Here is a 17121-nt window from a genome sequence, read left to right as displayed (position 1 = left end):
TTTTCAGAACTTCATTTATGGTTTGGATAGACTTATTCACGTTTTTTCAGTATACTTCTTTCATAAGGTTAACAAGCAAACTGGAGTTCAGAGGAAGCAGATATGATTGAAGTATTATTTGGAGAAAGTGAAGCGGCCTCCATGAAAGCTGCGAAAAGTATGGAAATAGTTGGTTATGCAAATGGGCCAACGTCGGTATTGGTGACAGGGAAAGAGACACCACCGGAGAGAACCTTCGCCGGATGGGTGGAAGGAACATCAGAAGACGTAGTCTGTCTTGGCTTCATGCTGGATATTGGTAATATCAAGGAGCCTATAGACAGTCCATATCGGAAAAATCTCATCTATTCCATGTATGCACAAAATCAATATGTTAAAAATCCAAAAATCGATCAGGAATTGAAGCTGACAGGTGAAGTTTATTTGAATGAATTGTTGCGCCTAAAAGAATATCTAGAAAATGGGGAGACAATCCGGGTCTGGTACAGCGATGCACCATATTCCATATGTGGTTTTTACAGTCTGTGCCGGATACTGCAAAAATATAAAAATAAGATTCATATCGTAAAACTTCCGGAATATGTGGTAAAAAAAACAAGTATTTGTTCTTACAGAAACTGGGGCGAAGTTTCGGCGGAGGAATTTGCAGGATTCCTTGCCTATGAAAGGGTGCTGACCAAAGAAGAAGTGAGGATGTATGCACTGCTATGGACAGAATTAACAGAGGATAACAGTCCTCTCAGAGCAGTGATAAATGGAAAAGTTACCGGCGTTCCAGAAGATTTTTATGATTTTCTGATATGGAAAAGACTTACACGTAAACCAATCAAAGAGGCAAGATTAATAGGCGATATTCTCGGTTGTTTTCAGATCGGTATGGGTGACTGGTGGTTCGCCAGACGGATCGAACATTTTATACAGCAGGATAAAATCAAAGTTATAAACGATTCCGAAAATAAATATGCGAGATTGATCTGCATAGCAGATACTATATCTGTTTGATAACTTCCTGTGTGTATTGATGCGATAAGCCATCGCAGCTTCTTTTTTCGCGTTCCAAAATCAACCAAATGACATCCTTGCCTGAGCCAACACGAATAACTATAATACAAGTAGAAAGGCGGTGAGCAAAGTGATGAAACTTATAAAACTCCCCTTTAAGCTACTGGCACTTCCCATCATTCTGATTTTGATGGCAGCGGCTCTTTTGGTAAAACTCGTAACCAACCTGTCAGCCTATGTAATGGGACCACTGATGCTGTTTATACTCGGATGCGGAATTTACTCAGCTGTACAGCAAATGTGGACTTCAGTGGCCATTCTGGTCATTCTAGAAATTCTATATGTAGCCGCCATGTTCTTTGCCGTAGTGATCGAGACAGCACTGGACGGGATGAAGGATTCTCTGGTGGGCTTTGTACATTCATAGAATAAATGTTTTGGGCAGACTGCTCCGCAATAATAAGCGGAACGGCCTGCCTTCTTTTTTGCTGTGGAGAGGACGGTGAGCTATGGCGGCAACAAGACTGATTGCATTGCATATCAACAAAGGGAAAACCATTGCACAGTGCCTGCGCGACCGGACTGATTATGCTCAGAATCCGGGAAAGACGGAAAAAGGCGAACTGGTGAGCGGATATGAATGTGATCCCATGACGGCAGACGAGGAATTTCTTCTGGCTAAGCGACAATATCTCCACATCACCGGCAGGCGGCAGCAAAATGATGTGATTGCCTATCAGATTCGTCAGTCCTTCAAACCGGGTGAGATTACACCGGAGGAAGCCAACCGGGTTGGCTATGAACTGGGGCTGCGGTTCACCAAAGGAAAACACGCTTTTTTGGTAGCAACTCACACAGACCGTGCCCACATCCATAATCATATCGTTTTCAATTCCACTTCGCTGGACTGCAAGCGTAAATTTCGTGACTTCCATAACTCCGGCCTTGCTCTTCAGAAGGTCAGCGACATCATTTGTGTGGAGCATGGGCTGTCTATTATTGAGAAGAAACCATACAAAGAGCGTGTCAAACGAACCACTTATCCGAAGCGGCACTGCTTTCGTGATGAAATCCGGCAGGCTATCGATCAGGCGCTTCTAAAGAAACCAAAGGATTTTGAAGAATTTCTCCGGCTTCTGGAACAGGACGGCTATACCTGCAAGCGCGGCAAACACACGGCGCTCTGGAAGGAAGGACAGGATCGTTTTCTGCGTTTCCGCTCTTTGGGAGATGGATACACAGAGGAAGAAATCCGTGCTGTCATTTTGGGCGAAAAAGAACACCGTATCCGAAGCAAGAATAAACAGTCTGTTAGCCAGAAACGTCTGAATCTGCTGGTAGATATTGACGCCAGACTTCAGGCGAAAGGAATCGGCTATCAGCGATGGGCTACGGTCTATAATCTGAAACAAATGGCGCAGACCATGATTTTCCTTCGTGAGCATGGAATTGAGAATATCGACCAGCTTCATGAGAAAACGAAACAGTCAACAGAACGCTTCGACCAACTGGATGAAAAAATCAAGACGGCAGAAAAACGTCTGGTGGAGATTGCTTCCCTGAAAAAACACATCATCAACTATGCCAAAACAAAGGATGTATATGTAGATTACCGTAAGTCTGGATACAGCAGAAAATTTTATGAATCCCATCGGGAAGCAATAACCCTGCACAAAGCAGCAAAGGATGCCTTTAACGAATTGGGAATCAAGAAACTTCCAAAGGTAAAGGACTTATCAGCAGAATATGCCGAAGTTCTGGCAGACAAGAAATCCGCCTATGCACAATACCGGAATGCACGGACTGAGATGCAGGACTATTTAAAAGCGGAAAAAAATGTGGAGCAATTCTTGAATCTGACTCGTCAGGAAGAAGAAAAGGCTCAGGAAGAAAAGAGAAAAAAAGAAACTCAAAGATAAGCATGAATGCCCCGGATTGACTGTAATAGGTCGTCCGGGGCGTTTTTTGTGTATGAACTGCTATCAGGAGCTTTGCCGCAGCCATCTGCGGATTTGCAGTTCGCCTCTGTTTACCAACTGCTGTGCGCGGTTATAAGATACGCCTAATTGTTCAGCAAGCTGCCGATAGGTTGTACCACTGTTAATCGCCAGCACGGCGTTTCTCTCCCGTTCGGGAAGCTGCTCGATTAGGATGTCAATCCTGTCTTTGGTTTTTGGCAGATAAAGATGATGTAGTGCCGGTCTGGAGTTTCCGGATGTAGCAGTTCTGGCGGTTCTTTGCGTAATATTTGGAAGATTGTCATAATAATAGGCAATCATGTCATCACATTGATGGTAAAGCCAGCGGTCAATCTTATAAAAGTGTTGAATGAAGCGCCTTTCGTCTTTCTCACATTTACCGTCAAATGCGGGAGCAAAGTCAATCCGGTCAACACTACCACGGGGGAATTGATCGTGGCGAAATGGGATTTCCTCATCAAACTTATCCTCTCCCCACCTCAAGGGATCGATAATGGCTATTATTGACAGATGTTTTTCCGGTCGCTCTCTACGCAATTTCTGGATACAGGCGACTGCCTTTTGTGCAAAAATCTCGTGGCAAGTATGAAAATAGAATTCAACGACGCGATCCTCATTTGAAATTTTATTGATTTCCTGATATAGCAAATCGCCCATTTCCTCTTCCCAGAAAAAGCGATCCGCTACAAAACACACTTTCTTCATGATCGCCTCCTCCAGATAGACATTCCGAGATCACCACGCAATTTTTGAGCCGACTTTTTGATGAATTGCTCTGGTGAGGGGCATCTTTTATCAAAGCCCATTTCCTTCCATAGTGCCTGAGACTCCTGTGTGTCATCCTTGTGGCTGTACGCATCTGCAAGAGCTATCTGCATCTCACGGTAAACATCTTCTGGTGTCGTATTATTTTCGATGGCAACTTGTTTCAGAATCTTTTGGAAATTCATAATTTCATCCTCCGTTAGAGTTTGTACTTGTTCTTTAGAACTACTTTAACATAAAATGACTGTCGGTGGATGGCATCTTTTGTCGAAATTATAAAAATTCTATAAAAAGAAAGAGAGCCTTTACGGCTCCCCTGATATTTCTTATTCTTCTGTCAGAATGCGGAATGCATTCAGGATCTTCATTCTCTCCCGATGCGGCAGATGAGAAATCCGATTGGATAGCTCACAGGCTGCGCTCTCCGTGGCATGGTCAACTACATCAATCAGCAGTGAATCTGCGGAAACGCCCAGTGCGTTTGCGATGGCTACAAAAGAATCCAGATTGGGAATCTTAAGACCTCGTTCTATTACGCTCACATGAGTGGGGCTGAGATCGACCAACGCTGCCAGTCCTTCCTGTGTTAGTCCCTTTGCCTCACGGGCAGCTTTGATCCGTTGTCCAACAGCTTGTGCGTCCATCTCGTCACCTCCTCCTTTAGAACTATTTCTCGTTCCTCTTTAGTATATCGGTCATCTTCTGTGTAATACAGAAGATAAAGAACATGAAATAGTGCTAAAGAACGAATTGCGTGAATTTATCTGTATTCCGATCCGCGGTGTTTGGGATGGATATATTTATGTATATGAAAATGGGTTTGACTGCTTTCGAGTAGGTTTGGACTGTTTTTTTTGATTGGATCTGCTATAATTTTGATAAGCAGATGATCAACGCCAGCAGAATAACATCTCAACAAGGAAGGTGACTGGTTTGGACAATGAATTTTTTGTGGACAGCAGGGATTATCTCTATCAGCCATTTAGCCATGAGGGTTTTTCCGGGCAACTGCTTTTGGCAACTCCGGTAGAAGAAGGTCTGGCACCTCTTATCGTAAAGCAGGAACAGCCATGTTCAGCCTGCTGTGAATTCGTATATTCCCGGCTCGCAAAGGAAATGCAAATTCCGGTTCCGCAGGCGTTCCTGGTAAAAAAGAGCGCCCGCAAAGAGAGCTGGCCGTTTAAGACACCTTATGTTGTTGGAATCACTTACTTGGAAGGACTGCATCCATTCACAACGGAAGACCTGCAAAATTCTATCAATATGGCTTTTGAGTATGCCTGTCACTATGCTTTGGCGGTCATGTTCGAGCAAATTGATGCGGTGCAGATAGCAGCAACGCCTGACGGAAATCTTGTTGGCTTTGATTTTACGGATTGCTTCCGTCTTAGTGATTTGACCGAAGCAATATTAAAAAAGCAGGATACTTTGCTAATCCATTTCCTGAAAATGCTACTGAACGCATTCAAACAGGATGATTTTTCATCTTCTGCAAGACTTGGTGCTGAAGTGGTTGCGAAGCATCTTGGCGTTCCTCAGATACCGGCAGTATACCCATTCTACCTTGAGCCGATGAAGCGATTCTGTAGGATTGGAAATGAGCAGATCAAAGAGATTTTGGAAGCACTGGATGAGGTGTATCCGGTGGCAATCAGTGTATATTTTGAAGAATACCTGGCTGAATTAAAGCTGAAAATCAGCAAGTATCTTGAAACTATTTAAGACGAAGGAGGCTATTATTATGAAGTACAAACTGTATCGTTCTTTTGGTGACCTGGACAAAGATGTGAAAAAGCATGAATTAGTTGCTGTCGAGTATGGCAGTACGATTGAAGACGTAGAGGACGCACTGATAAAGGATGTGGCCGATGATTTGGCTGGTGACACCAAATATGCTGGATGTGAAACATCTGCCTATGCGCCGGAAACTATAAAGAGTTTCCGAAAAGTGAAGCGATATAACTATGAAATGATGGGGATTGTTTATCCGCACTACGCAGAGACGAATGTACTGATTGACTATGGCATTATAGAGGAATCGGAAAATTGAGAGTTTGAAAAAATAGTTACTGCCCGGATGCCGCACCTGTCTAAAATCTGATGAGAAGGAGGCGTCGAACAATGTCAGATAAAACATATATTGCCATAGATTTGAAATCGTTCTACGCTTCCGTTGAATGTATGGAGCGCGGTCTTGATCCGATGACAACCAATCTGGTGGTCGCAGACGCCAGCAGGACGGAGAAAACCATCTGCCTTGCGGTATCTCCGGCTTTGAAATCCTATGGGATTCCCGGAAGACCCAGACTGTTTGAAGTCGTGCAAAAGGTCAAAGAGGTCAACTCCTTACGGCAGCAAAAAGCGCCGGGACGGAAACTGACAGGTTCTTCAGTTCAGGATGGAGAACTGAAAGCAAATCCCGCTTTAGCTGTAGACTATGTGGTGGCACCGCCGCAGATGGCACATTATATGAAAATCAGTGCCAGGATTTATGGGGTGTATCTCAAATATATCGCGCCGGAAGATATTCATGTTTATTCGATTGATGAAGTCTTTATTGACGCAACCAGTTACTTAAGAACGTATCAGTTGACAGCCCGTGAGTTGGCAATGAAAATGATTCTTGATGTTCTGGACACTACTGGAATTACTGCGACAGCCGGAATTGGCACGAACCTGTATCTCTGTAAAGTTGCGATGGACATAGAGGCAAAGCATATTTCGCCTGATCAGAATGGTGTCCGGATTGCCGAACTGGATGAAATGTCGTACCGCCGTTCCCTGTGGTCACATCGCCCTTTGACCGATTTCTGGAGGGTGGGAAAAGGATACGCAAAGAAGCTGGAAGAACATGGACTTTATACGATGGGCGACATAGCCCGCTGTTCGGAAGGTAAACCATGTGACTACTATAACGAGGAACTTTTGTATCAGCTTTTCGGTATCAATGCAGAATTATTGATTGACCATGCCTGGGGGTGGGAGCCTTGCACGATTGCTGACATCAAAGCGTATAAACCGGAAAGTAACAGTGTCGGTTCCGGTCAGGTGCTGCAATGTCCATATTCGTTTGAAAAAGCAAAACTTGTAGTGCGGGAAATGACCGACCTGCTGGTACTGGATTTGGTGGATAAAGGGCTTGTGACAAACCAAATTGTTTTGACAGTCGGTTATGATATTGATAATCTGAAAGACCCGGCGCGACGAAAGAAGTATCATGGAGAAATCAAGACAGACCGATATGGCCGCAGCATTCCAAAGCACGCCCACGGTACTGCCAATCTGAAAAAATATACTTCTTCCACCCGTTTGATTACCCAGGCTGTGATGGATCTGTTTGATCGAATTGTAGATAAAGATCTTCTGGTACGCAGGATTAACATGGCTGCTACTCATGTTATCACTGAGGCCGAAGCACAGGCGCAAAGTGAAAATAGCTTCGAGCAACTAGATTTATTTACAGACTATTCCGCTCGTCAAAACCTGCAGGAAAAGGAAAATGAGGAACTGGAGAAGGAGCGGAAAATGCAGCAGGCCATGCTGGAAATCAAGAAAAAATTTGGCAAGAATGCAATCCTGAAGGGAATGAATTTGCAGGAAGGGGCGACGGCAAAAGACCGCAATCAGCAGATTGGAGGTCATAAAGCATAGAAATATTTGAGCCAGCAAATATCCGGAAGAGGTGATAATTATTTTGCTAAATAGAGATAACACAAAAAATTCTTATGATGACATTATCAATCATCCCCATCACGTTTCTACACGGCATCCCAGGATGCCGATGATAGACCGGGCGGCCCAGTTTTCTCCATTCGCTGCGCTGACCGGATATGGTGAGGTGATAAAGGAAACCGCTCGGCTGACAGATCGCAAGCCGGAACTTTCTGAATCGGAAAAAGCAGAGCTGGATTATAAGCTACAGATGGCTTGTGATTATCCCGGAGAAAAGCCAGCGCTTACAATTACTTACTTTGTTCCGGATCAGAGAAAAGCTGGCGGTTCTTACCATACGATTTCCGGACAGATTAAGAAAATAGATGATTACCAAAAGCAAGTGATTCTGATGGATAAGACGCGGATTGATGTTGACTGTATTCTCGATATAGACGGACAAATCTATGAAATCGCCAATGAGTCAGAAACAGATTTTGATTAAGCTCTGATTGTTATACCGTATTTTCGATGGAACGCGTAGCGTAAAGCGTTCGGGACGAATGCGCAGCCCCGTATCGCCAGATACGGATCTTCAAGGGGATTGGGGATTTCCCCAACGAGAAAAATACCGATGCAGCCCGGAAAGCCGCACCGGTATTTTTGCCTTTGTATATACAAAGGCCCTGCTCGCCAATTTGTGCAATCCTACGATTGTGTTATTCTGGCCTTGTTATCGAACGCAAACAAACCACTTGAGAAACCGAATTTTCTCTGATAAAATAAAATGTATGATCTTGATAATCTGCGATTTGAATTGGAACGAGAGGTACTACAATGGCCGTAAGTTACAAAAGACTGTGGAAACTCTTGATTGACAAAGACATGAAAAAGAGCGATTTAGAGAGAGAAGCAGGCATCAGTCATTATACAGTTTATAAGTTAAGTCATGGAGAGAACGTGACGACAGAAGTTTTAGAGAAAATCTGTAAAGCTCTTAACTGCTCTGTTGAGGAAATAATGGAATTTACTAATGATGAATAAGCACCATTGGGAACATAGGACTTAATAGGGCGATCTATAAATTATACCAAATTAAAATGATCCTCAAGTAATGGAGATGAAGATATGGGATACCAAAGTGAAGCAGAGCTTGAACTGCAATTTATTGATCAACTGAATAAGCAGGGATATAGTACCGTTTTTATTCCTGACTATGATACGTTGGTCGAGAATTTTAAAGTGCAGTTTGAGACGTTTAATGCTGATAAACTCGATAACCCCCTTACTGATAAAGAGTGGGAACGCATTCTTAACCTGATGCTCGGAAAATCAGTTTTTCAGAGTGCGAAGATACTTCGGGATAAATTTGTGTTGGAAAGAGAGGATGGAACGAAGGTTTATCTCTCATTCTTTTCCAATGATCACACAAAGAATATTTTTCAGGTGACACATCAGACCACCGTTGTCGGGAAGTACGTTAATCGCTACGATGTAACTCTTCTTGTCAACGGACTTCCACTGATTCAAGTGGAATTGAAACGTAGAGGCATTGACATCCGAGAAGCGGTTAATCAGGTGATGCGCTACAAGAAGCATTCGTACAATGGACTTTACCATTATATCCAGATCTTCATTGTTTCCAATGGAGTAGACACGAAGTATTTTGCAAATTCAGACCGTGAGATGCTTCACAGCCTTGCTTTCTTCTGGACGGACTTTGATAATGTCCGACTTACCAACCTGAAGGATTTTTCAATAGTATTCCTTGCCCGTGATCACATTATCAAAATGTTGGCGCGGTATATGATTCTGAACGATACGGATAAGCTGCTTATGGTTATGCGTCCCTATCAGGTGTATGCTGTTGAAGCACTCGTCCGGCAAGCAACACTGACCAATCGCAACGCCTATGTCTGGCATACAACCGGTGCGGGCAAGACGCTTACTTCATTCAAGACGGCGCAGATCCTTGCGGCCAATCCAAATATTAAGAAAGTTATTTTCCTCGTTGACCGTAAGGACTTGGATTCTCAGACTACGGAGGAATTCAATAAGTTTGAAAACGGATCAGTGGATGCGACTGACCGCACTGATGTCCTTGTGAAGCAAATGCAAGACAAAAACCGGCAGCTTATTGTAACCACCATGCAAAAGATGGCAAATGCCGTCAAGCGTCCGCAGTACGCAAAGATTATGGATGCATACAAAGATGAGAAAGTAGTTTTCATCATCGACGAGTGCCACAGAAGTCAGTTTGGAGATATGCACAAAGATATTGTGCGGCATTTCCAGAAGGCTCAATTCTTTGGATTTACAGGAACGCCACGTTTTGAAGTCAACGGAAAGGTAGAAGGAAAAATCACGCAAACCACAGAAATGCTGTTCGGGGAGTGCGTCCACAACTACTTGATCAAAGACGCTATCTTTGACAACAATGTCCTCGGCTTCCATGTGGAGTACATAAAGACGATGGAGGGCGATTTCGACTGGGATGATCCTACTCTGGCGGATGCCATTGATGTCAACGAGCTTTATATGTCCGAAGAGCGTATGTCTCTGATTGCCAATCACATCATCCAGAACCATAAGGCAAAAACGCGAAACAGACAGTACACCGCGATCTTTGCTGTTTCGTCGATTGAGGCGCTGGTCAAGTATTACGACATTTTTAAAAGCATAAAGCATGACCTTAACATTTCCGGGATTTTCTCTTATGGGCAGAATGAGGATGCGGAAGGCAAGGACGAGCACAGCCGTGACGCTTTGGAGCGGATCATCAAAGACTATAATGAGATATACAGCACCAACTTTTCTACGGATACTTTCGCAGCTTACCACAAGGATATTTCCGACCGTGTAAAAGGTAAGAAGACGAAACCGCTGGACATCTTGCTTGTAGTCAATATGTTCCTCACTGGCTTTGACAGTAAAACACTTTCTGTCCTCTATGTGGACAAGGATTTGAAGTATCACGACCTGCTACAAGCCTATTCCCGCACGAATCGTGTAGAGAAAGAGACTAAGCCATTCGGTATTGTTATTTGCTACCGCAACCTTAAAAAGCAGACGGATGATGCGCTTACCCTGTTTTCAAAGACGCAGGACACCTCCGGCATTATTGTACCGGACTATAACTTCTTCGTCGAGAAATTTAACGAAATGGTCATCAAACTGAAAGAGATCGCTGATACTCCTGCAGCTGTGGACACCATGCAAAGTGAAGAAGACCAAAAGCTCTTCGTTGTCACTTTCCGCGAACTAACAAAGTATTTGCAATCGCTGCATACCTTTATCGAGTTCAGCTTTGACCAGGATGCACTCACGATGTCTGAGCAGGAGTATCAGGACTATAAAAGCAAATATATGCTGCTCTACTCAAAACAGAAAGCAGACCGTGAGGTTGTATCTGTTCTGAATGATGTGGACTTCTGTATTGAGCTTATGGAGAGCGACCGAATCAATGTTGCCTACATCATGAACCTTATCCGCAATATCCACTTTGATGATGCGAAGCAAAAGGACTATGACATCAAACATATCAAAGATGAACTTGGTAGGACGGACAACCCACAGTTGCTTAAAAAGGTTGAAATCCTGCAATCCTTCTTGGATACGGTTGTCGCAGGGCTTAACAGCGCCGATGAAATTGACGCTGCCTACAATGATTTCGAGAACGCAGAAAAGCAAAAAGAGATTGAAGCCTTTGCACAACAAGAGGACATCGACTCTAAGATGCTTACTGATTTCATCTCAGAATATGAGTTTTCCGGCACGATGGATGCCGGGAATATCCGCGACCGGCTTACAAAACCGATGCCGCTCTTGAAGAAGCGTTCACTGGTCAACCGTATCGTAGAGTTTATCAGGAAACACGCAGAGAAATACCAATAAGGAGAATGTGAAATGGACAATTCTATTCAGGCTCATCAGAAAGAGCTTTGCAACAAGCTCTGGGCAATGGCAAACGCCCTTCGTGGCAATATGGAAGCCTACGAGTTCAAGAATTACATCTTAGGCATGATTTTCTACTATTACCTTTCGGACAAAACCGAGAAGTACATGGTCAACCTTTTAAAAGATGATGGAATCAGCTATGAAGAGGCATGGGCTGATCCTGAGTACAAAGAAGCTGTTGTAGAGGAAGCGCTGCGCGACCTCGGCTATGTGATTGAGCCGCAATTTCTCTTCCGCAAGATGGTTAAAATGGTGGAGAACCGCTCCTTTGACATTGAGTTTTTACAGAAGGCAATCAACTCGCTGATGGAGTCTACCATCGGTAACGACTCTCAGGATGACTTTGACGGCTTGTTTTCTGATATGCAACTTGATTCCACGAAGCTTGGACATACAGTTAAGGATCGCAGTGCCGTTATGTCAAAAATTATATCTTCTCTCGATGAAATCAATTTCGGAGTGGAGGACACAAAAATTGATGTATTGGGTAATGCCTACGAATATCTGATTGGACAGTTTGCAGCAACTGCTGGTAAAAAAGCCGGTGAGTTTTATACGCCTTCGGGACCTGCCGAGTTGCTTTGCCGTATTGCCTGCCTTGGATTGACGGATGTAAAGGATGCAGCTGATCCGACTTGCGGTTCAGGCTCTCTGTTGCTACGTTTGAAAAATTACGCAAATGTCAGAAACTACTACGGGCAGGAGCTTACATCGACCACATATAATCTCGCTAGAATGAACATGATTCTGCGCGGCATTCCATACCGTAATTTCAACATCTATAATGGAGATACCCTGGAACATGACTATTTTGGTGAGAAGAAATTCCGCGTTCAGGTAGCCAATCCACCGTATTCTGCAAAATGGTCTGCTGATATGAAGTTTATGGAAGATCCTCGATTCAACGAATACGGTAAACTTGCCCCGAAGAGCAAGGCAGACTTTGCTTTTGTACAGCATATGGTCTATCACATGGATGAAGACGGACGTGCTGTTGTCCTTCTTCCTCATGGTGTTCTATTCCGTGGTGCTGCAGAAGAGGTGATTCGTAAACATCTTATCCAAAAGCTGAATGTGTTGGATGCCGTTATTGGTCTTCCGGCAAATCTCTTCTTTGGCACGGGCATTCCCGTCTGTGTTCTCGTCCTAAAAAGAGAACGTAACGGTAATGCAAATAACATTTTGTTTATTGACGCTTCTAAGGACTTCGAAGCCGGGAAAAATCAGAATATCCTTCGACAATGTGATATTGATAAAATTGTGGACGCATATCAGCGCCGCGAGGATATCGATAAGTATGCTCATGTGGCAACAATGCAGGAGATTGAAGATAACGGATTTAACCTCAACATTCCCCGCTATGTTGACACTTTTGAGCCGGAAGAAGAAATTGATCTGAATGAAGTGGCTGTGGAAATTCGCAAACTCCAGCGTGAAATGAAAGATATTGATGCGGAATTGAAGCCGTATTTCGATGAGTTAGGGCTGGATTTCCCATTTGATGTGGAGGGCAAATAATTATGGAAAATGTATCCTCAAGTAACGGTCTCGAAAAGTATCCGAAGCTACGGTTTCCGGAGTTTGATGAGCCGTGGAGAGCTGAAAAATTATCTGATTTCGCGGACCGGGTAACGCGAAAAAACAGCAAAAATGAAACCGATCTTCCACTAACCATTTCATCTAAGGACGGTCTTGTAGATCAGGTAAGCTACTTCAATAAGACTGTTGCCAGTAAAGATATGAGTGGGTACTATCTCCTCAAGAATGGCGAGTATGCTTATAATAAGAGCTATTCCGTGGGCTATGACTTCGGCTCTATCAAGCGTCTGGATCGTTACCCGATGGGGGCATTATCGACGCTTTACATCTGTTTTGCACTCAAAAGGCATGACAGCGACTTTATAAAAGCTTATTTTGACTCTCTGAAATGGTACCGTGAAATTTATATGATCTCTGCTGAAGGAGCAAGAAATCATGGGCTTTTGAATGTTCCTACCGAAGATTTCTTTGACACAAAACACTATCTGCCGGAAAACGTTGATGAGCAAAGAAAGATTGCAGATTTCCTCATCGCTCTGGATCGTCGTATCGAAGCACAGCAGTCTCTCGTAGATAACCTGAAGAAGTATAAAAGAGGACTACTTTCGCACTTGTTCAGTGAAAAGTCAACTCAGAGATGCACAACAAAAAGATACTATTTTTCAGAGATCGCTCAAAGGAGAAGCGAGAAATATGATCCTTCTTCCGGCATCGAATATCCATGTGTAGAATTGGAAAACATCGAACAGGAATCAGGAAAAATTCTTGCTACGGTTCCATCAATAAAGCAAGGTAGTATTAAAAATATAGCGAGGCCCGGTGACACACTTTTTGGCAAATTGCGACCTTACCTTCGCAAATATGCTTTTGCTGAGCAAATGATGGTATGCTCATCGGAGATCTGGACGCTTATTCCGTCAGATGTGGTTTTACCAAAGTTCTTGTTCTATCTCACTCAAACCGAGCAGTTTCTTCAGGTTGCAAACATTAGTTCAGGAACGAAAATGCCACGAGCAGAATGGTCTAATATTGAAAAAGCAGAGTTCTTTATCCCGGACTTTTCCGTTCAGCATAAAGCAGTCTCACTTCTTGAAAGGGTGGACAAAAAGATTACTTATACGGACTCGGTGCTCATTTATTTGAAAGGATTAAAAACGGGGTTAATGCAAAAGCTCTTTATATAAAGAGCTTTTGCATTAGTCCGCTCCGCAACTGATTTAGCTGGTCCAAATTTTCTTGTGATCTTTCAAGTTTCCCTTGAATAAAGGAAAGAAATGTAGCAATAACCATCTGCTCTTTAATATCACTCGGAAGGATGTGCGTTGTATTGAAAAATCCGTCTGTGGGTACATTCAAAAGCCCATGATTTCTTGCACCTTCGGAACAAATCTTATTTACGCTGCTATACCACTGAGATGACTCAAAGTACCATTTTGCGAAATCACTTACTATTATTTTTTCGTTTATTGAAAAGCATAGATAGAGAGTGGACACAGCACCTTCATTGTAAAGCTCAAGCCTTTTTATCGAGCCAAAAGGATATTCATTTGAAGTGCTGCGGTTGTATGCGTATTCACCCTTCCGGAGCAAATAGTAGCCGCTCATATCAGCACTTGCAACCACCTTAGAGAAGAAATCTCTTTGATCTATCAGCCCATATTGGGCGGAAATTGTAAGCGGAATATCAGTTGCACCGTTGTTTTTCCTTGTTATTCGTGAAGCAAATTCATTGAGTTTGAAAACCTTCCAATCTTTTTGCTTTTCTTTGGGGACAAGGCGCAGCTTACGAGAAAAAATCGCCTCAAATACACCTCTTTTATACTTCTTGAGAGCTTCAATAAGTTGCTCCTGCTTTGCGATTCTTTCATCCAATTTTTCAATAAAATCTGCAATTCGCTTTTGTTCTGAGTAAGCTGGTAGGTACACCTGGACACTCATATATTCCTCATAAGATATATTGAGAAGTCCATCCATCCGAACGCTAGATGAAACAAGTCGTTTTAATTGTTTATCCATCTTTGGATTGTTTAACTCCAAAGCAACATAAGGCGTATATTCGGTGTCACAAACTTTGAAGCAGTGATAGACGTATGGTATTCTAGCTTCTTCCTCTTGCAATTCATAGCAGCAACCGAATTGTTTAGCCTTTGAAGCACCGTGATTGTATGCCAGCTCACCTTTTTTCAAAAGAATATATTTCTTTAGGCTTTGACCAGCATTGTCTCTGGAGTATTTGTCAGACTGCATAATAAATCCATTCCCGGCACTAAGCATCATAACCGGAGCATTGGACTGTGGATCAGACCTTTTGATCATAGAAGATATTTCACCTAATGTCACTACTCTGTATGGCTCATCAAACCCCGGAAACCGCAATTTCGGATACTTTTCGAGACCGTTACTTGAGGTTTATTCTGATAGTTAAAATCAATATATCAACATAACAAAATCCCTTACAATAGCAGAGGAAAATCTGCTATTGCAAGGGATTTCGGCGTTCATAAAGCATTTCTGCATACTTGAACAGAAGTATAAAAGAGGTGTCATTACCTACATCTTTTCCGGCAAATGTAACAAGTTTGCTGCTGAAGCCACATGGACAGAGAAGACACTTGCTGATTTGTGTTGTGAGTTCAGAAGCGGGCGAAACATATCAGCATCACTCATTACCGAAACTGGAGAGTATGCTGTGTATGGTGGAAATGGTATACGAGGGTATTGTGACCATTATAGTCATGAAGGTGAATATGTTGTAGTAGGAAGACAGGGCGCATTATGCGGGAATGTTCGGCTTATTCAGGGCAAGAACTATTTGTCTGAACACGCTATTGCCGTTCAGGCAAATGATGAGAACGACACTAAGTTTTTATTGTTTTTACTTTACTTCATGAAACTCGGTCAATATTCAGATCAAGGAGCACAACCCGGCCTTGCTGTAAATAAGCTACTAAAACTCAAATGCACTGTCCCAGATAAAGAAATTCAATCGAAAATAGCGTCATTTCTTTTGAACATTGATTTACAAATCTCTAATCATGAAAAAATGCTCTCTTTTCTTGTCGATCAGAGGAAAGCTTTCCTGCAACAACTCTTCATATAAAGAGTTGCTGCAAGAAAAATGTTTTTGCGCGTTCAAGATTGTCCAGTAGTGCCTGCTCACTTTTTATTTTGTATTCTATTCTTGAGAAAATTGTACCAATTTGTTTTTGGGTTTCAAGGGGAGGTACTCGAATTGAAACCTCCAGAAAATCTTCTGCATATATTCGATACTGTCCGTAGAGACAACCTTGACGATATTTTAGTATTTGATGAAGCACAGATTTCTGTTGAATTGCTTCACTTATAAACCACGGATCAGCACCGGAAATCGAGAAAATCTCATATACATCAGAAATAACCGCAGATCCGTACAAATTAAGTCCAATAGATCCTACATCCAGATTGTTTGAGCTATATATAAAATCATTAAGATCAGTACGCTTATACAATTTTGTGCTTGCATCTTTTACAAGAAAGCCTCGATCATAACGCTCTCCTTTATCACATACTCCTCCTGTTGCTGTGAAAGCCATAAGTGGTGCATCGGGAGTTGGAAGTTGTTTTATGTTTTTTGAGTTTAGATAATCGCCAATTTTATGAACATTCCATACTGATTTCGTAACTTTAATCTTTTCACACAATATCTCATGAAGTAGTCCTCTTTTATACTTCTTGAGGGAATCAACGAGCTGTCGTTGTATGCCTATCCTTTCTTCAAGCGTACTAATGAAAACGGAGATTTTATGCTGCTCTTGTAGAGAAGGAATATAGAGCCTGATAGAACGGATTTGTGGGTATTTAAGGTTCCATGTATCAGAGGTCAATCCCTGGGAGTATTTTCTGAACTCATTTATTAAATTAGGAGTCTTGAACAGCGAAGCAAAGTAACGATTATCAATCTCTTTGTTGGGCATTAGTACGGTGTATGCAGGGCTGACGATCCCATCATAGTCGGAAACACCATTTGCTCCTTGCCACATACGCATAGAGTTATATACCATATCCCCTTTGCAAACAACCTTGTAATTGCTTTTGTCTTCGCTCGAATTATCTTTTCCCTCAATCTCAGAACGAGGCATTACTCCATCGTTTAATGTAACAGACAAAAGCTCCATATCGTCAGCTCCTCGTTGACTACGCTCTGAGTAAATATCACCTATTCGACATTCCATGTACGGCTCATCAAACC

17 protein-coding genes are annotated in these 17121 nt (G+C 42.7%); 12 read left to right on the top strand and 5 right to left on the bottom strand.

Annotated features, from left to right (window positions below; genetic code table 11):
• Positions 1 to 102: 102 nt before the first annotated feature.
• The 3 genes from ACESZP_RS07210 (at position 103) to ACESZP_RS07200 (ending at position 2921) form a co-directional block, all read left to right on the top strand.
• Complete coding sequence (locus ACESZP_RS07210) at positions 103 to 1002, top strand: DUF3658 domain-containing protein (protein ID WP_117612902.1); 900 nt, start codon at positions 103 to 105, stop codon at positions 1000 to 1002.
• Between the two features lie 133 nt (positions 1003 to 1135).
• A complete protein-coding gene (locus ACESZP_RS07205) occupies positions 1136 to 1429 on the top strand; it encodes a hypothetical protein (protein ID WP_009259787.1) in 294 nt (97 codons plus the stop codon).
• Between the two features lie 82 nt (positions 1430 to 1511).
• Positions 1512 to 2921 carry a relaxase/mobilization nuclease domain-containing protein gene (locus tag ACESZP_RS07200; RefSeq protein WP_009259788.1) on the top strand — a complete coding sequence of 470 codons (1410 nt, stop codon included), beginning with the start codon at positions 1512 to 1514 and terminating at the stop codon, positions 2919 to 2921.
• A 63-nt stretch (positions 2922 to 2984) separates the two neighbouring features.
• Here the strand turns inward: ACESZP_RS07200 and ACESZP_RS07195 are convergent, their stop codons facing one another.
• The 3 genes from ACESZP_RS07195 to ACESZP_RS07185 all read right to left on the bottom strand — a co-directional run bounded on the left by ACESZP_RS07195 (position 2985) and on the right by ACESZP_RS07185 (position 4390).
• Positions 2985 to 3686: a sigma factor-like helix-turn-helix DNA-binding protein gene (locus ACESZP_RS07195; protein WP_009259789.1), complete on the bottom strand. Its 702-nt coding sequence runs from the start codon at positions 3684 to 3686 to the stop codon at positions 2985 to 2987.
• Positions 3683 to 3931, bottom strand: a complete 249-nt coding sequence (locus ACESZP_RS07190; protein ID WP_009259790.1) for a sporulation initiation factor Spo0A C-terminal domain-containing protein — start codon at positions 3929 to 3931, stop codon at positions 3683 to 3685. Before ACESZP_RS07190 ends, ACESZP_RS07195 begins: the two co-directional genes overlap by 4 nt.
• Before the next feature lie 141 nt (positions 3932 to 4072).
• Positions 4073 to 4390, bottom strand: coding sequence for a helix-turn-helix domain-containing protein (locus ACESZP_RS07185; protein ID WP_009259791.1), 318 nt, complete (start codon positions 4388 to 4390; stop codon positions 4073 to 4075).
• A gap of 289 nt (positions 4391 to 4679) precedes the next feature.
• Here ACESZP_RS07185 and ACESZP_RS07180 point away from each other — a divergent pair, with 289 nt between their 5' ends.
• From ACESZP_RS07180 to ACESZP_RS07145, 8 genes are all read left to right on the top strand, one after another.
• The gene (locus ACESZP_RS07180; RefSeq protein WP_009259792.1) at positions 4680 to 5468 is read left to right on the top strand and encodes a hypothetical protein; all 789 of its coding nucleotides are present in this window, start codon (positions 4680 to 4682) and stop codon (positions 5466 to 5468) included.
• Between the two features lie 19 nt (positions 5469 to 5487).
• The gene (locus tag ACESZP_RS07175) at positions 5488 to 5796 is read left to right on the top strand and encodes a hypothetical protein (protein WP_009259793.1); all 309 of its coding nucleotides are present in this window, start codon (positions 5488 to 5490) and stop codon (positions 5794 to 5796) included.
• Between the two features lie 71 nt (positions 5797 to 5867).
• Entirely contained in the window at positions 5868 to 7397 is a 1530-nt protein-coding gene (locus ACESZP_RS07170; protein ID WP_499708534.1) for a Y-family DNA polymerase, read from the top strand.
• Positions 7398 to 7428: 31 nt separating this feature from the next.
• The gene (locus tag ACESZP_RS07165) at positions 7429 to 7902 is read left to right on the top strand and encodes a YolD-like family protein (RefSeq protein WP_085954559.1); all 474 of its coding nucleotides are present in this window, start codon (positions 7429 to 7431) and stop codon (positions 7900 to 7902) included.
• 332 nt (positions 7903 to 8234) lie between these two features.
• A complete protein-coding gene (locus tag ACESZP_RS07160) occupies positions 8235 to 8441 on the top strand; it encodes a helix-turn-helix domain-containing protein (protein ID WP_009259796.1) in 207 nt (68 codons plus the stop codon).
• A gap of 84 nt (positions 8442 to 8525) precedes the next feature.
• Positions 8526 to 11291, top strand: a complete 2766-nt coding sequence (locus ACESZP_RS07155) for a type I restriction endonuclease subunit R (protein ID WP_009259797.1) — start codon at positions 8526 to 8528, stop codon at positions 11289 to 11291.
• Between the two features lie 12 nt (positions 11292 to 11303).
• Positions 11304 to 12872 carry a type I restriction-modification system subunit M gene (locus tag ACESZP_RS07150; RefSeq protein WP_009259798.1) on the top strand — a complete coding sequence of 523 codons (1569 nt, stop codon included), beginning with the start codon at positions 11304 to 11306 and terminating at the stop codon, positions 12870 to 12872.
• 2 nt (positions 12873 to 12874) lie between these two features.
• Positions 12875 to 14077 (top strand): restriction endonuclease subunit S, encoded by a 1203-nt coding sequence (locus ACESZP_RS07145; protein WP_499708532.1) that lies wholly within the window; start codon positions 12875 to 12877, stop codon positions 14075 to 14077.
• Here ACESZP_RS07145 and ACESZP_RS07140 read toward each other — a convergent pair.
• On the bottom strand, positions 14070 to 15233 hold the full coding sequence (locus ACESZP_RS07140; protein ID WP_499708530.1) for a restriction endonuclease subunit S: 1164 nt from the start codon (positions 15231 to 15233) through the stop codon (positions 14070 to 14072). The two genes, ACESZP_RS07145 and ACESZP_RS07140, sit on opposite strands and share 8 nt — an antisense overlap.
• Positions 15234 to 15372: 139 nt before the next feature.
• Here ACESZP_RS07140 and ACESZP_RS07135 point away from each other — a divergent pair, with 139 nt between their 5' ends.
• On the top strand, positions 15373 to 15993 hold the full coding sequence (locus ACESZP_RS07135; RefSeq protein ID WP_237925689.1) for a restriction endonuclease subunit S: 621 nt from the start codon (positions 15373 to 15375) through the stop codon (positions 15991 to 15993).
• Here ACESZP_RS07135 and ACESZP_RS07130 read toward each other — a convergent pair.
• The gene (locus tag ACESZP_RS07130; protein ID WP_499708528.1) at positions 15986 to 17047 is read right to left on the bottom strand and encodes a restriction endonuclease subunit S; all 1062 of its coding nucleotides are present in this window, start codon (positions 17045 to 17047) and stop codon (positions 15986 to 15988) included. The genes ACESZP_RS07135 and ACESZP_RS07130 overlap by 8 nt on opposite strands.
• Positions 17048 to 17121 lie beyond the last annotated feature (74 nt).

Source organism: Candidatus Dorea massiliensis AP6 (assembly GCF_964245105.1).
GTDB classification, from domain to species: domain Bacteria; phylum Bacillota; class Clostridia; order Lachnospirales; family Lachnospiraceae; genus Laedolimicola; species Laedolimicola intestinihominis.
The sequence above is the reverse complement of the archived record's forward strand: the minus strand, read 5'-3'. Positions and strand labels throughout refer to the sequence as shown.

Excerpts from the sequence above, each read along its gene's own strand:
- ACESZP_RS07175 (WP_009259793.1), top strand. The coding sequence starts at position 5,488 with ATGAAGTACAAACTGTATCGTTCTTTTGGTGACCTGGACAAAGATGTG.
- ACESZP_RS07150 (WP_009259798.1), top strand. The coding sequence starts at position 11,304 with ATGGACAATTCTATTCAGGCTCATCAGAAAGAGCTTTGCAACAAGCTC.
- ACESZP_RS07185 (WP_009259791.1), bottom strand. The coding sequence starts at position 4,390 with ATGGACGCACAAGCTGTTGGACAACGGATCAAAGCTGCCCGTGAGGCA.
- ACESZP_RS07190 (WP_009259790.1), bottom strand. The coding sequence starts at position 3,931 with ATGAATTTCCAAAAGATTCTGAAACAAGTTGCCATCGAAAATAATACG.
- ACESZP_RS07200 (WP_009259788.1), top strand. The coding sequence starts at position 1,512 with ATGGCGGCAACAAGACTGATTGCATTGCATATCAACAAAGGGAAAACC.
- ACESZP_RS07205 (WP_009259787.1), top strand. The coding sequence starts at position 1,136 with ATGAAACTTATAAAACTCCCCTTTAAGCTACTGGCACTTCCCATCATT.
- ACESZP_RS07145 (WP_499708532.1), top strand. The coding sequence starts at position 12,875 with ATGGAAAATGTATCCTCAAGTAACGGTCTCGAAAAGTATCCGAAGCTA.
- ACESZP_RS07160 (WP_009259796.1), top strand. The coding sequence starts at position 8,235 with ATGGCCGTAAGTTACAAAAGACTGTGGAAACTCTTGATTGACAAAGAC.
- ACESZP_RS07210 (WP_117612902.1), top strand. The coding sequence starts at position 103 with ATGATTGAAGTATTATTTGGAGAAAGTGAAGCGGCCTCCATGAAAGCT.
- ACESZP_RS07130 (WP_499708528.1), bottom strand. The coding sequence starts at position 17,047 with ATGGAGCTTTTGTCTGTTACATTAAACGATGGAGTAATGCCTCGTTCT.
- ACESZP_RS07195 (WP_009259789.1), bottom strand. The coding sequence starts at position 3,686 with ATGAAGAAAGTGTGTTTTGTAGCGGATCGCTTTTTCTGGGAAGAGGAA.
- ACESZP_RS07155 (WP_009259797.1), top strand. The coding sequence starts at position 8,526 with ATGGGATACCAAAGTGAAGCAGAGCTTGAACTGCAATTTATTGATCAA.
- ACESZP_RS07170 (WP_499708534.1), top strand. The coding sequence starts at position 5,868 with ATGTCAGATAAAACATATATTGCCATAGATTTGAAATCGTTCTACGCT.